This window comes from Cohnella thermotolerans DSM 17683 (assembly GCF_000429825.1).
In the GTDB taxonomy this organism is placed as follows: domain Bacteria; phylum Bacillota; class Bacilli; order Paenibacillales; family Paenibacillaceae; genus Cohnella; species Cohnella thermotolerans.
Window position 1 is genome coordinate 1 of sequence record NZ_AUCP01000035.1, and the last position, 15,060, is coordinate 15,060.

General features: G+C 58.3%; 11 protein-coding genes and 1 pseudogene. 2 read left to right on the forward strand and 10 right to left on the reverse strand.

The genetic code is table 11. From position 1 onward, the window contains the following. The coding region (locus tag G485_RS30595; RefSeq protein ID WP_027091817.1) for a hypothetical protein at nt 1–314 on the forward strand (314 nt) is incomplete at its 5' end. 86 nt (nt 315–400) lie between these two features. On the opposite strand, the gene G485_RS0106030 is transcribed toward G485_RS30595, so the two are convergent. From G485_RS0106030 to G485_RS25310, 7 genes and pseudogenes are all read right to left on the reverse strand, one after another. Further along, nucleotides 401–1,258, reverse strand: coding sequence for a carbohydrate ABC transporter permease (locus G485_RS0106030; RefSeq protein WP_240489075.1), 858 nt, complete (start codon nt 1,256–1,258; stop codon nt 401–403). Between the two features lie 14 nt (nt 1,259–1,272). After that, entirely contained in the window at nt 1,273–2,208 is a 936-nt protein-coding gene (locus G485_RS0106035; protein ID WP_084423139.1) for a carbohydrate ABC transporter permease, read from the reverse strand. A 79-nt stretch (nt 2,209–2,287) separates the two neighbouring features. After that, a complete protein-coding gene (locus tag G485_RS25295; RefSeq protein WP_084423140.1) occupies nt 2,288–3,667 on the reverse strand; it encodes an extracellular solute-binding protein in 1,380 nt (459 codons plus the stop codon). Further along, a complete protein-coding gene (locus G485_RS0106045; protein WP_051318058.1) occupies nt 3,664–4,617 on the reverse strand; it encodes an amidohydrolase family protein in 954 nt (317 codons plus the stop codon). The genes G485_RS25295 and G485_RS0106045 overlap by 4 nt, the downstream gene beginning before the upstream one ends. 404 nt (nt 4,618–5,021) lie before the next feature. Continuing rightward, entirely contained in the window at nt 5,022–5,474 is a 453-nt protein-coding gene (locus tag G485_RS29745) for a class I SAM-dependent methyltransferase (RefSeq protein WP_156922168.1), read from the reverse strand. A 313-nt stretch (nt 5,475–5,787) separates the two neighbouring features. Continuing rightward, nucleotides 5,788–7,605: an ABC transporter ATP-binding protein gene (locus tag G485_RS25305; protein ID WP_084423142.1), complete on the reverse strand. Its 1,818-nt coding sequence runs from the start codon at nt 7,603–7,605 to the stop codon at nt 5,788–5,790. Then, a pseudogene (locus G485_RS25310) lies at nt 7,583–9,405 on the reverse strand (ABC transporter ATP-binding protein). The gene G485_RS25305 and the pseudogene G485_RS25310 overlap by 23 nt, the downstream one beginning before the upstream one ends. A gap of 253 nt (nt 9,406–9,658) precedes the next feature. Between G485_RS25310 and G485_RS0106070 the strand changes: the two are divergent. Then, nucleotides 9,659–10,111: a MarR family winged helix-turn-helix transcriptional regulator gene (locus G485_RS0106070; protein WP_035155001.1), complete on the forward strand. Its 453-nt coding sequence runs from the start codon at nt 9,659–9,661 to the stop codon at nt 10,109–10,111. 65 nt (nt 10,112–10,176) lie between these two features. Here the strand turns inward: G485_RS0106070 and shc are convergent, their stop codons facing one another. From shc to G485_RS0106085, 3 genes are all read right to left on the reverse strand, one after another. Next, nucleotides 10,177–12,087, reverse strand: coding sequence for a squalene--hopene cyclase (gene shc / locus G485_RS0106075; RefSeq protein WP_027091823.1), 1,911 nt, complete (start codon nt 12,085–12,087; stop codon nt 10,177–10,179). Between the two features lie 456 nt (nt 12,088–12,543). Next, nucleotides 12,544–13,923, reverse strand: a complete 1,380-nt coding sequence (locus tag G485_RS0106080; RefSeq protein WP_035155003.1) for an ABC transporter substrate-binding protein — start codon at nt 13,921–13,923, stop codon at nt 12,544–12,546. A 163-nt stretch (nt 13,924–14,086) separates the two neighbouring features. Continuing rightward, complete coding sequence (locus G485_RS0106085) at nt 14,087–15,058, reverse strand: carbohydrate ABC transporter permease (RefSeq protein WP_027091825.1); 972 nt, start codon at nt 15,056–15,058, stop codon at nt 14,087–14,089. Nucleotides 15,059–15,060 lie beyond the last annotated feature (2 nt).

Below are 15,060 nucleotides of genomic sequence, written 5' to 3' on the forward strand. Positions count from 1 at the left end.
ACCTTCCGCGAACGAACAATGATTTAGAGCAATTTTTTCGGCAGACGAAGGCTAACCACCGCCGCATCACGGGACTTCGGAATTGGAATACCTACATCCAGCGCAATGGCGAATTGATCGTCCTCATTCGGGACGCACTTGGTCAGGAACACATTGAAAGCCGCTTACGCTCCGTTGACTATACCACCTATAAGAAATGTAAATTGGAATGGTGTTCCCGTTTGAACGAGCATGTAGAGCGCAGACGTTTTAATCGAGATCCCAAGGCGTACCTGGCTGCACTTGAGCATGAATGGGAGCAATTGTTTTGTTAGCTAATTATGCTGTCGTAGAAAAAAAACCATCCCGAAAAGGATGGCGGCGGAACTCGATGGCCACGGCCCACTCTTGGGCGATGACGTCATTTCATGCCGCTCAACGCGATGCCCTGAATAATTCGCTTCTGGAAGATCAGAAACAGAACGATCAGCGGGAGCACGGAGACGGTCGCCCCCGTCATGATGAGAATCCACCCGCTGTTGTCTTTTAATTCACTCGAAAAATAGACCATGCCGACCGGAAGCGTATACTTGGTCTCCGTCTGCAACACGATAAAAGGCCATATAAATTGGTTCCAGCTTGAGATGAGGTTTAGAATCGCAAGCGTCACGACGGCCGGCTTCACCAACGGAACCGCGATGGAGGAGAACACCCGCCATTCGTTCAAGCCGTCGATGCGCGCGGCGTCCAGCAGCTCCGATGGCAGGGTTTCCATGAATTGCCTCATAAGGAAGATCCCGAACGCCGTCATTAACCCGGGCAGTAATACGCCGGCGTACGTATCTGACAACTGAAGGTTCGAAGCAAGCAAATACCACGGGATAATCAGCATCTCCGTCGGTACCATCAATGTGCTGATGATCATGAGAAAAATAATCTTCTGCCCTGCGAACGTGAATTTGGCCAATACGTACCCGACGGCGGTGTCGAAAACCAACACGGACAGCGTCGTGATGAACGCAATCGCCGAGGTATTGGCAATCCAATGGCCGAACGGAGCCTTGGCGAACAGTTCCGTGTAATTATGCCAAGTCGCGGGTGAAGGGACAAGACTCAGGTCGAATAAATCCTGGGGCCGCTTGAACGAGGACGCCGTCATCCATAAAAACGGGAACAAGGTCACAGTGATGCCCGCGAACAACAGCGTATATCGAATGACCGACAGAGCCGCTCGCAAGGCGAACGTTCTGCCTCCCCTGTCTGTTGTTTTCGGATTCAACGGTTGCCCCCTCCTCAATAGTCGACCTTTCGGTTTAGGATTCGCAGTTGAAGCAGCGTGAACGCCAGGATGATCGCGAACAGAATGACCGTTGCGGCCGCAGCGCTGCCCATATCGAAGCTCTTAAACGCCAATTTGTAGATGTGATAGACAAGCGTTCTCGTCGAATTCAGCGGGCCGCCGTCCTGCGTCATGCTGACGATATGGGCGAACGCCTGCAGATAGGAGATGCCGGCGATGACGGCCGAGAACAGAATAACGGGGTTGAGCAGCGGGATCGTAATATGGCGGAATCGCCGCCAGGCGGTCGCGCCGTCGATGTGGGCGGCCTCATAGTACATCTTCGGAATGCCTTCCAGTCCGGTGATGAAGATCAGCATCTGGAACCCCAAACTCTGCCAGATCATGGCCAGGATGACGACATACGGCGCCTGATGCGGAGACTGGAGGAACAACTGCGCTGGCAGACCGAGATTCAGGAGCTGTTCGTTCACCCACCCGTTGGGCATCAACAGCCATCGGAATACCCAACTGACGGCGACGATGCTCGTCACATAGGGAATGAAATAGACGGTACGGAAAAACCCGCGCAGCTTCGTCGTGCCCTGGAGCAGCAGGGCGACCGCAAGTCCAACGGCAAGCTGTCCGGGGATGCCGACGGCGACGAACAGGAAGGTGTTCGCGAGCGACTTGCGGAACGCTTCGTCTGCAAACAGCGAGGCGTAATTCGCTAAGCCGACATAAGGTTTGGACCGGGAGAGGATATCCCACTCCCGGACGCTGATGCTGAAGGAATAGACAATCGGAACGAGCCTTGTGACGAAGAAGTACAGCAGGGGAATCCCTATCGTCAAATAAATGAACAGGTACCGCTGCATCCGATAGGTCGCCCGCATCGCCAGCAGCTTGCGCCCTGCCCGGGTGCTCCGCCGAATCGCGTTCGTGATCATGCTCCCCACCATCCCTCCTCTCCGGATGCCGGCCGGGCGCCGGCTCGCGCCGCGCCGGATTCCAGACGGCCATGCCGTATTATTTGCCGTCCGCTTTGGCCCAATAATCGTCGTACAGCTTCTGGGTTTTGGATACGAGATCGGCGAACGCCTTATCGACCGGGACGTGATTGCGGAGGACTTCGTTCGTCGCGTCGACGAACAACGTTCTCTCCGCCGTCTCGTCGATGAAGAAGTGGGCCTTGCTGTTGTCCAACTGGCTGATGAACGCCCCCAGCTTCTCGTCGTTCAGGTACTTGTCCTGCGTGGCGACCGCTTTCTGCGCCGGCAATTCGCCGACCTTCTCCACCCATTGTTCCTGGACCTCTTGGCTGGTAAGAAATTGCAGGAACTTCGTAGCAGCCTCCAGCTTCGCGCCGGATACGTTCGCCGGTATGGCGTTCGCCCAGAACGAGGAAGGCACGGACTTGTTCTTGTAGGACGGCAGCGGCGCGATGCCGTAATTCAAATCGGGAGCGTCCGTCTTCAAGGATCCGAGGCGGAACGAGCCGTCGATGTTGATGGCGGCGTGGCCCGTCTTGAAGGCGGTTGCGTCGTCGGTGAACACCCCGGTCGTACCGACTTTGTGCTTGACCGCAAAATCGATCAGGTATTGAAAGGCCTCGAGCCCTGCCGGCGAATCCGCCCACAGAACCCGACGGCGGTCTTCGCTAAGATCCTGTCCGCCCGCCTGGGGCAGCAAGCCGTCTCTGTACCAATGATGAAGCTGCGCGCCCGGCTCCCAGGCCAGACCTTCGACGACGAACTGTCCCTTGGCATCCTTCTGCGTCAGCTTCAGAGCGTCATCGACAAGTTCCTCCCACGTAGCGGGGGGCTGCCCGATTTGGGCTTTGGCGAATAAATCCTTGTTATAGAATAAGGCAAGCGTGCGGACGGCCGTCGGAATGGCCCAATAGGAGCCGTCGATTTTGGCTGCGCTCACGAGCGGATAGTAATCGCGCTCAATCTCCGACGCCGGGAAGGCGGATTCCGGCAGCGGCTGCAGGAACCCGGAGGATACATACTTCGGCAGCCAGCCGTAGTACAGGTTGATCACATCCGGGCCTTTGCCGGCTGGCACGAGAGTAGCCACTTTCTCGTTGTACTGATCGTAAGGAAAATTCGTCTGCTTAACCGTTATGTTTGGGTTCTGTGCCTCAAATTGCTTGATCAGTTCGTCGATAAGGGACACTTTGGCCGGATACTCGTATTGCCAATATTCGATGGTCACCTTCTCCTGGCCTTCGTCCTTGGAAGCTGCGGACGAAGCCGGAGAAGCCGAGGATCCGCTTGATCCTAGGGGCGACGAAGCCGCACCTTCGGCGTTATTGCCGCCGTTGCCGCCGCAAGCGGCAAGCAGCGCCGCCGTAACGGCGAGTATGGTGGACAGCTTGGCAGGAACCGCTAAGCTAGATTTCATCGGATCGTCTCCTTAAGTTCGGATAATGGAATGGACGGTTCAAGGCGAAGCAGCTTTCTCGCGTTGTTGCCGAAAACGCCTTCGATCTCCGATTCGGAGAAGCGCAGATCACGTGCCGCTCGTACCTGATCCTGCAAATAACGGTAGTTGTACCCTCTGGGAAAGCCGAGCGAATCGCTGCCGAATATAATTCTCTCCGGGCCGATCAGCTCGTAGGTCTTGCGGAACAACGTCTCCAGCGTCAGCTCGTACGGCATCCAACGGATCCATTGGTTGGATCCGGACGTATCGACGAAGATGTTCGGACAGCTCCAGCAAAGATGCAGCAACTCTTGGAAATACCCGCAGCCGAAGTGGGGAATGATGATCGGAATGTCAGGATAACGGCGGGCCACGTTGAAGATGGACAGCGGGTTTATATTTGTATGCTGGACGATCCCGCCGGCATGGCCGAGCAGGCCGAAGTGGATGAGCACCGGGAGCTCCCGTTCGGCCAGAAACGTCCATACGGGAGCAAGCGACTCGTCGTCGAACGCAACGGGCGTGAGCGGCCCGAACAGCTTGTAACCCTTCAGGCCGAGCTCGTCGACGGCCCGCTTCAACTCTTGCGCAGCATCCGGTCGCTCAATCGGATGGGAAGCAAATCCCGTGAACCGGTCCGGCGCGAAGGCGATCTGCGCGGCCAGTTCATCGTTTGTCCACCCGGTCAGAAAGTTCAGCCCTCCGATCCCGTAGCGATCCAGTTCGTCCTTCCACCGCGCGACCAGCGGCCTCTTCGCTTGGCCGGGATCCGCTTCGGAAGCCGGGAAGTCCCAAGTTAACCGCATCCGTTCGGACCGTTCCCTACCGTACTGTTGAATCTTCTCGTGCTTCTCCCCCGTGCTCGGATAGTTATAGGGCAAATGCCCGTGGATGTCGAATACCTTAAAGCCCTCTCTGAACAAAACCATCCCTCCTTATAGCGATCTATCGGCGGCTGTTGGATAAAGAAAAGGAGACCCCTATCCCACATCGGGCAACGGTCTCCAGTGATCTGGTAGAAGGATTGCGGTTCCTTATCCATATAAATCCCAGTTGTTTACATTGGTTAACCCATACTAACACCCATAATCCCAAGGTGTCAAACGGATTTATAATAGAAAATTCCAATCCAAGAATTTATTTCTTTTATTAAACTTATGAAGTCACCCGAATGATTCCCCTAGCGCCCGATGACCCTGAAGGTCGTAAAAAAAGGGCCCGCGCGTCCACGTACAGACCAGATGCATGAGCAATTCCGCCGTCATCCGCTCCCGTAACGCGAACCGCGTTCGTCCTCGTATAAACGTCTGCCCGCGACATACAATATTGTCTCTTATTTCTTTCTCCAAAGTGAAGTCCATAGAAATGGGACTCCAAAAAGATCACTTTCTTGATCCTTAGCTTCCATTATTCTTAATTCGGTGCATTCAAAATAATCAGACATTAAATATCGAATTTTCTCGTCAGAGAAAGCAAGCCCACCCTTCATGGTCTTCTCTTCATATACTTCCCAGTCATTCATTGTAAATTGCGGCCCTCCAACTTCCCCATATCCTGGTGCAAAGCAAGTCAATCCAAAATATCCGCCTGATTTTAAACCATTATAAATCATATTTAAGCATTGAATTCTGCGATGAGGCAAAATTCCATGCATACATCCGGAATCATAGATCAGGTCAAATTCATTGATTGGATTTAAATCAAAAACGGACTGACATTTAAAATTAATATCTAAGGCTAATTCAATAGCTCGCTCTTTGGCCCAATCGATTGCAACTTGCGAAATATCTCATTCCAGACTTATTAAAACGGATCCCCCGCATTCACGACACGACCCGGCCCTAGATAGTTCCTATCTTAGGCCGGGTCGTGTGTTGTCTAAGCTTCTTCATGATCATACATCTGACGAACAAAGGGCGAAAGCCCCGCAACGTGAACGCAATGTTCTTGATCAACATTTCAATGATCTTTCCGTCCAAGTTAACCCTTCCGCCGGCGCTGTTCTATTTCCTGGCCATGAATTAAGAAGTTCCGCCAGAGGCAAGACCCGGATGCCGCTCAGCGGTGCGGGGTCCTCTTCGTCCGGGCGCCCGCTCGGCTCACGCTTCATCCGCCTGATCGCCATGCGAATGCCGGTACAGTTCGGCGTAATAGCCTTGCCGCGCCAGCAGCTGCGCGTGAGTGCCTTCCTCGGCGATGCGGCCGGCGCGCATGACAATGATCCGGTCGGCGTGCCGGATGGTCGACAGCCGGTGGGCGATGACCAGCGTAGTGCGACGGCGGGAGACGATGCTGAGCGCGTTCTGGATGAGCTGCTCCGTCTGCGAGTCAAGATTCGCCGTCGCTTCGTCGAGCACCAGAATCTGCGGCTCGAACACGAGAATCCGGGCGAACGAGATCAGCTGCCGCTCGCCGGCGGACAGGCTGCTTCCCCGCTCCGACAGCATCGTATCGTAGCCGTCCTTCATCCGGCCGACGATGGTGTCGGCGCCGACGAAGCGGCACGCTTCGATCGCCCTCTCGCGGGAGATCGATTCGTCGAACAGGCGGACGTTGTCGATGATCGTTCCGGTGAACAGATACGGTTCCTGCTGGATCAGCCCGATCATCCGGTGCAGCTTGTCTGACGGAATGTGCCGCACGTCGACGCCGTCGATCTCCACCGCACCCTGCCCGACATCGTAGAACCGGCAGAGCAGTCCGATCAGCGAGCTCTTCCCCGCACCCGTCGTGCCGGCGATGCCGATCATCTCGCCGGGTCGGATATGCAGGTCGATGTCCCGGATGACCGGCACGTCTTCCTGATAGGCGAAGGAGACGCGGTTGAAGTCGATCCTTCCCTGAACCGGTAGCCGAATCGACCGCGGAAGCTCCGGCTCGGCGATGGCGGGCTCGATCGCCAGCAGACTGTTGATCCGGTTCATCGACACGATCGTCGACTGCATCGTGTTCCACTGCTGCGTAATTTGGTTGATCGGCTGGAAGAACTGGCGAATATACGAGATGAAGGCGTACATGACGCCGTATTCGATGCTGTGGTTCAGCACGGCTTCGCCGCCCAGCCACGCGACGAGTGCGACGGACAGGTTGCCCAGCGTATCGAAGGAGCGGTTGAACAGCATGTTCGCTCCGACTTCCCGCAGGCTTGCCCGGTAGTAGCCGCCGTTGCGCTCCGTGAACCGCTCCCGCTGCTCCTTCTCCTGATGAAACGCCTGCACGATGCTCATCCCCGCCAAATTCTCCGCCACGAACGCGATCAGCCGCGACAACTGGGCGCGGGACTGCTGATACGCCTTGCGCATGTAGGAGCGAAAGCCAAGCGCGATGGACACGATGACCGGAATGAGCAGGAAGCAGTAGCCGGTCAGCCGCGGGTCCAGTTGGAACAGGATGACGAGAATGAAGATCAGCGTCATGCTGTCGCGCATTAGACTGAGCAGCACATTCGAGAAAAATTGATTCAGCGTCTCCGTATCGCTCGACACGTTCGTAATTAGACTGCCGCTGGACATCCGGTCGAAGAATGACATCGACTGCTTGGAGATGTGCGCCATCAAGTCTTTGCGAATGCTCGACACGATCGTCTGTCCGGCATACTGCAGCAAATTGTTTTGCAGGTAGCTGAAAAAGAAGCTGAGCAGCGTCAGCCCCACGTAGACGCCGATGATCCCCAGCAGCTCCGCGAAGTCGGCGCGGCCGGCCATCAGGTGATCGTCGATCGCCACCTTCACCAGATAAGGCTGCAGCAGGTCGGCGGCAATCGCCAGCAGGGCGCACAGGAAGACGAGCAGGAACGTGCGACGCTGCGGCTTGGCGTAAGCCAGCAGCGCGCGCAACGCCGACTTGGCGTCGTCCCGCCGCAGCGGCGGCGGCGGCGATTGGCCCGTCTGCAAATCAGGCTGGCCCGTTCTCGGCATATCGGTCGCTTCCTCCCTGAATAGCATACAGACGGGCGTATATGCCGTCTTGTTGTCGGAGCAGCTCGGCGTGGGTGCCTCGCTGCACGATGCGTCCTTCGTCCAGCACGACGATCTCGTCCGCGTGCCGGAGCGCGCTGATGCGGTGCGCGATAATGAGCGTAGTCTCGTTGCGCCGCTCTTCGCGCACGGCCCGGATGATCTTCTTCTCCGTCACCGAATCGACGGCGCTGACGCTGTCGTCCAGCATGAGCATCGGAGATCGCTTGATCAGGCCCCGGGCCAGACTCGTCCGCTGACGCTGTCCGCCCGACAGCGTAATGCCCCGCTCTCCGAGCCTCGTCTCGTACTGGTCGGGAAATTCGAGAATGCTCTGCTCGATCTGCGCCTGTTCGGCCGCCCGGCGCACGGGCCAAGCGCCGAGTCCCGGCGGTAGAAGGCGATGTTGTCGCGGATGGTGGTGCTGAACAGGAAGCCGTCCTGCGGAACGTAAGCGATCTGCCTGCGCAAGCTCTCCAGACGGATCTGGCGGATGTCGACGCCGCCTACCGCAATCGTGCCTGCCGGCGGCTCGTACATGCGGAGCAGCAGCTTGACGAGCGTCGTTTTGCCGCTGCCCGTCTTGCCGAGAATGCCGACCGTGCGGCCCGGCTTGATCGTCAGATCGATGTCGTGCAGCACTTCGCGGCCCGCTTCCGGATACGCGAACGACAGGCCGCGAATCCGGATCGTATCATGGCGCAGATCGCATTCCGCGTCGGAGGGCTCCGCCGGGTCCTCCGCGCCGGTCGAAAGCATCCGGCCCAGCCTCTCGAATGACGCCTGCGACCGCTGCATCGTATTGATGACGTTGCCGATCTGTTGCAGCGGGTTGACCATCATGCGCACATACAGCGTCAGCGCCACGAAGTCGCCGAGCGAGATGCGGTCGCGGATCGTCAGGTAGCCGCCGAAGCCGAGCGTAATCGCCAGCGACAGCGAGCCGAGGAACGGGATCAGCGCCTGGAACAGCGAAGACACCCGCACGAGGCGCACCTGGCTGTCGCGAATGCGGTCGACAGTCTCCTCGAACCGGCGAAGCATCGTCCGCTCCGCGGCGAATTTCTTCGTCACCCGGATGCCGCAGATCTGCTCCTCCGCCGATGCCGTCATTCGGCCGAGCGATTCCTGCACCGCCAGCGAACGCTGGCGGATGAGCGGTTTGAACCGGTATACGAGCACCGGAATCAGCGTCAGCGGCAGCACGCAGACGGCGATCAGCAACAAAGGCACGTCGCCCAGCAGCATCATCGTGATCGCCGATACGATCAGCATGATCGAGTTGACCGACTGGCTAATGCCTCTGGACAGCGCCTCCCGAACGGCCGTCACGTCGTTCATGAAGTAGCTGAGCAGCCCTCCGACGCTCTGCTTGGAATAGAAGCTCTCGCTAAGCCCGGTAAAATGATCGAACAGCCTTTGCCTCATGACCGCTTCGAACTTCCGTCCCAGTCGCATGATCGTCGACTGCCCGGACATCCCGAGAATGCCGAAGGCAAGACCCGTCCCGAGCAGCAGCAGGGTGTACTCGAGCAGCATGGACGGCGTCAGATCGCCGCGCTCCAACCCGTCGGTCAGCTTGCCGAGCAATCGCGGCGAATACGATTGCGCGAGATTGGCCAAGCAAGTAAGCAATATGGCCGATGAGTAGTACAACCCGTTCGATTTGACGTAAGGCAACAATAAACGCTGGCTTTTCAACAGCCGATCCCTTCCTCCTGCAGTTCCTCTTCCACCAGGCAACGGCAAAAAGAGGCACATCGCAAACGTGTGCCTCCAGTGATCTGGTCAACAGCCATATATATTCCTAGTTAAACGCTCGGAGAAATCATAGCATTGTAAAATCTTTATGTCAACTATATATTCTTACCCGATTTGAGGGCACCGCTGCGAATAATCGGCTTTAAACCGGCCGTTTTCCGTCGATTTCGAAGAATTGAATTGACTTTTTATTTAGCTAAACTATATATTTGAGGGTAAAGAATCTCGGCTGCGGCTGGAAGGAGGAGCGCCCATGGAACCCAACGAAACGGCCGACGAACGGCTGCTCAGGCTGACCCATCTGCTGGTCGCCATCAACCGCCGCTTGCGCAGGAAGTCGTTCGCCTTCGAGCAAGGCATCGTCACCCGCGTCCAATGGCAGCTGCTCCGTCAGATCGGCCAACAGCCCGACCCGACGGTCGGACAGCTGGCCAAGCGGATGGGCGTACGGCAGAGTACGATGACGCAGATGCTCGACCGGCTGGAGAAAGCGCAGCTGATCGAGCGCCGGCCGTGGCCTCGCGACCCGCGGGTCCGGACCGTGACCATTACGGCCGAAGGCCATTCGCTCATCCGGCAGACGGAGGCGATGTGGACCCGCGAGCTCGCCGAGCCGTTCGAGCGGCTGTCGCCGGCCGAGCGGCTGATGCTCGTCGAGCTGCTGGGCAAGCTGTGGGACGGCCTGGCCGAGCCGGAAGAGCGGTAGTCCCGAAGGGAAACGAAGCTGGCGCGGCCGGCTTGTCCCGCCGGCTCGGCCCGGCCGAGCGCTGTCTATGAAGAATATTTGCTTTTATAGTGAGCGAGCGCGAACAGCGGCCAAATGTACCGGTAGCTGTAATAGTGGGAATAGAATATGCCCGGAAGACCCGCGCCGGTCGGATAGGCGGCGAACCGGCTCTCTTCCTGGAGCAGACCGATCAGCCGGCGAATTCCCCTGTCGATCGTCGGAGTCGGCGCCTCATGAACCGCGATGAGCGCATCGAGCGCCCAAGCGGTCTGCGAAGGCGTGCTCTCCTCAAGCGGAATATAGCGCATCTGCCGATCGCTGTCGCAGGATTCTCCCCAGCCCCCGTCGGCCTGCTGAATGTCCGTCAGCCACTGCGCTCCCGCGCGTACGGCCGGATGATCGGCTCGGATGCCCGCCGCCGCAAGCCCTGTTAAAGCGGCCCATGTGCCGTAGATGTAGCAGACGCCCCACCGCCCGTACCAGGAGCCGTCCTTTTCCTGATGGCCGATGAGCCAATCCGTTCCTCTGCGGATGAACGCGTGACCCATTCCCAGGCCTGCGTAATTCCCCAAGAATTCCAGCGTTCTCCCTGTCAAATCCGACGTCGACGGATCGATGGCCGACGACTTGGCTTCCCGGAGCGGAAGCAGGACAAGAATCTGGCGGTCCGTGTTCTTCTCGAACGCCGGCCACCCGCCGTCATCGTTCTGCATCGACAGCAGCCAGTGCAAGCCGCGGTTCCACGCTTCCCGATAGGCCGGGTCGGCTCCCGCTTGGCGCTTGATCGCTCTCAAAGCGGCCGTCGTATCGTCCACGTCCGGATTGATCGTGTTCGTATCCGAGAATCCCCACCCTCCGGGAACCGCGCTTGGATTATGCACCAGCCAATCCCCCGGTTTGCGATGCTGCTTGGCCAATAGATACGCGTTCGCGCGGCGGATCATCGGACTGTTCGCGTCGGCTCCCGCTTCCTGCAGCGCGCTGCTCAACAGGGCCGTGTCCCATACGGTGGAAGGAGCGTTCTGCAGGAAAATCGGTTGGGCGCCGCGGCAGACCATGGCCCGTAGGCCTTGAACGGCGTTGCGGATGACCGCGTGGCGTTTATCGTAGCCGATGGCGAGAAGCGCGAGAATCATCAGGAACGTGCTGGTAGCGTAACTGTACAACGTTCCGTCCGCTTCGATCCGCTCCAGCATGTAGCGCTCCGCTCGCCTGACGGCTTCCTCGTGAAGCTGCGACGGTATCCCGTTCAGACGTTCTATACCTTTGCCGATCTGCTCCAGCAGCGATTGAAGCTCACGGGGGTGACCGCGGCCAAGCGCCGGGTCGAACCAAGACGGCGGCTCCCGCGATCGGTCTCCGGCCAGCTCGGACAGATCGGGGGACGTCTTCGTCCGGAGGGAGAACCGCCGGTCGGCGAGCAGCAGAGCCGGAATCATATGAACGCGTGCGTATCCGGAAAAGTCGAAGACGCTGAGCGGAAATTGGGAAGGCAGCAGCAGAAATTCCAAGGGGATCTTCAGGGAACGCGGCCATGGATATTGGCCCGTCGAGGCCAGCATGACTTTGGTCAGCAATCCGCCGATCTGCTGAATCCCGCCCTTAGCCAGAATGAACGCCCGGGCTTTGACCAGCGGAGGATCTGCATCCCGGCTGTAGCCGGAATAGAGAAGCGCGTAATAACATTCGACCGTGGCGGACAAATTGCCTTCCCGCTCATCGGGATAAGCTCTCCAGGCACCGTCCGCGTACTGAGTCGCCAGCAGCCGGTCGCGGAGCTGGCGGATCAGGGGTTCATCCGCAATCTCCAACGTCCTCAGCGCGATGATCATATAGGCGTCCGTTAGCACCGCGTTTTCGTAGCAGAATCGCCAGGAGCCGTCATCCGATTGCATGCGGGACAAGGATTCCGACAACCGTCCGACGGCTTGATCGACTTGGCCGCTCAGATTCATTCCCCATCATCCCCTCCCCCACTATCTTATTAGCGAAAACAGCCTTCATGCGGCGGAATCCCGATAAAGACCGGTCGTTCGCGTTCCGGGCGCAATCGGTCTTGAAGAGGGGGGGATTTATCCCGAACTTCGGAACGAATATACCGGATCGTAGACCACGCTTGTTATGCCGTCGAACAGCACGAATGCCATTCGCATAACCGCGCCGGCCCTGTCTTCATCTCGAAAATAAAAAAAGCGTTTGATCGTCGTCCTGCTTCCGGATACGGGCGAACGCTACCTGTCGACCGAGCTGTTCCCGGCCGAGGTCATCTGAATCCGCCGCATGCCCGGAACGCCGCGCGGGCGATCCACTCCCCGCCTCCGATACGGAAGCGGCAATCGCATGCGAACAGAACGGAAGGACCGGGCCCCCTGGCTCGGTCCTTCTCCCTTCCTATTCGCCTATCAATCCGATTACGGCTCTCCGATCGTCGTCCGCAGCGTCTCGACCTTCTTGTTGATCGCGTCGGTCGCCTTGCGGATCGCCGAGTTCACATCCAGGCCGTTAATCGCCAGATCCTCGGCCGCCTGCGTCATCTCGTCGCCGATCTCCAGCTCGTACGGGCTCGTATAGTGCTCCTGCAGCGGCTCGCCGACGAAGATGTTGGATACCGTCTTGCCTTGCAGCACCGGAACGTCCTTGCCGTAATCCGCATTCAGCGATTCGTCGTTAATCGCCGGTACGCGGCCGTTGCGGGACAGAATGTCCTGGCCTTCCTCCGACAGAATCTCGGCAATGACGTCGAACGCTTCATCCTTATGCTTCGACTTGCTGTTGATGGATAGCGTATGCACCTGCGCTTCTCTCGTCTTGCCGAGCTGATCCTCGAAGTTCGGCGCCGGCGCGAAGTCCCAGTCGAACTCGACGCCCTGCTGACGCAGCTCCTCGAGCGGTCCGACCATGTTGGCCAGCCAGGAGACGCGCATCGCGATCGTCTGGTCCTTCATGAACTGGTCGCGGCCGAAATTCCACGTCTTGTCCGGGCCGACGTAGCCGGGAATCTCGAAGATCTTCTTCTGCAACTCGAACGTGCGCCGCCAATCCGGCGTATCGAGAGCGGCGTTGCCCGTCTGCCGGTCGACATACGGCAGGCCGAGCCCTTTGGCCAAGCCGGTCAGGTTGTCGACAGCGAGGCCGACATAGTGAACACCGTTCACCGTCCGCGTCAGCTTCTTCGCCAGCTCGAGCGTCTGATCCCACGTCATCTGCTCGCCCGTCGGATACGGCACGCCGAACTTGTCGAAGATGTCCTTGTTGTAATACAGCACGTGCTGGTTGGAGTTGTAGGGAATGGCGTAGATCTGGTCTCCTTTGCCCTTGGTCATGTCAAGCACGTAATTCCACAGGAACGGCTTGATCTTCGACGTATCGAAGTTGTGCGTCCGGATCAGCTCGCGCAGATCCTCGTAAGCGCCGGCCCGGATAATATCCTGGTGCGAGGAGGAGGACGAATAGATGATGTCCGGCGTATAGGTGGACAGCACTTCCTCGTTGGTCGTCTGCGCAGCCGGCGTAATCCGTTCGATCGTCACGTTCGGATACTTCTTGTGAATCGGATCCGCGATCTCCGCTTTGAACTCGGTATCCGTGAACGTGCCGCTTGTGACGTACAGCGTCAGCGTCAACGGCTCGTCGCCGAGCTTCTTGTACGTCGGGGCGGCGGAAGCGGAACCTGATGCGGCGGAATTGTCCGATCCCGATGCCGCCGGAGCGGCGCCCTCATTCTTGCCGGCACAGCCGGCCAGCAATCCGACCGCCGCCAGCGCACTAAGCGATAAAGCCCCTTTTCTCATAGTTGTCACCAATCCTTTTCCTATTGAATTAAGTAGATTTCTCTACGTCTCGCTTATACCGCGATGGAAGGCTTGCCCTGACTCCTCATTTCCGGCGACAATCATACAAAGAGCCGGCCGGCTGCCGATGCATCTTGATCACCTCCCCGTTGAACCGCATCCCTCACTCGACAATCCCCGTCCGTTCCACGCCTTCGATGAACCAGCGCTGGGCGAAGAAATACACGATCAGCAGCGGGAAAATAATGAGGAACGAGGACGCCATCTTGATCGCTTCCTGATACACCGACATCTCGCCCGCGCCTTCTGCGGCCGCCATCTCGGCGGCCACCCGCGCCAGCGTAATCGACAGCGGCACGTGCTCGGCGGTGAACATGAAAATCGACGGCAGGTAGAAGTCATTCCAGTTCCAGACAAAGGCGAACAGCACAACCACGACGATGACCGAACGGGAGAGCGGAAACATGACGCGGAAGAACAGCCTGAAGGCGTTCGCCCCGTCGATGCGCGCAGCCTCGTCCAACTCCTTGGGCAAGGTCGAAAAGAACGAGCGATAGATGATGACGAACATCGCGCCCTTGAGCCCGTGACCGAAGATGGCCGGCACGATCATCGGCAGCACGGTGTCCATCCATCCGAAGCTCTTGAACAGCATGATCGTCGGCAAGATGACGACCTGCGGCGGCATAATGAACGTGAACAGCAGCATCGCGCCCCAGAAGCGCTTGAACGGAAAGTCCAGCCGCGCGAACGCGTAGCCCGCGACGGCGCACGAGAACACTTGCAGCACGGAGACGGAGCCGGCCAGCGTCACGCTCAGGAGCAGGCTTCGGCCGTACTCCAGCATCTTGCCCGCCGTCTTCAGATGCCCGAGATAGATGGTCTTCGGCACCCAGATGACGGTCGGATCGAGAATGTTCTTCGCATCCTTGACCATCGTCGTCACCATGTACAGAATCGGCTTGAGATAGATGAACGCGACGTTGATCAGCAGAATGTAGATGATGAGCTTGAACAGCAGGCCCTGATCGATCTCCCGGCCGACGATCCGGTAGCGGAGCCGTTGGAACGTTCGCAGCCAGGTGTCCCGGGAGCCGCTCCACGGGACGGGCTTGCCGATGGGGATTTTAGCCAATG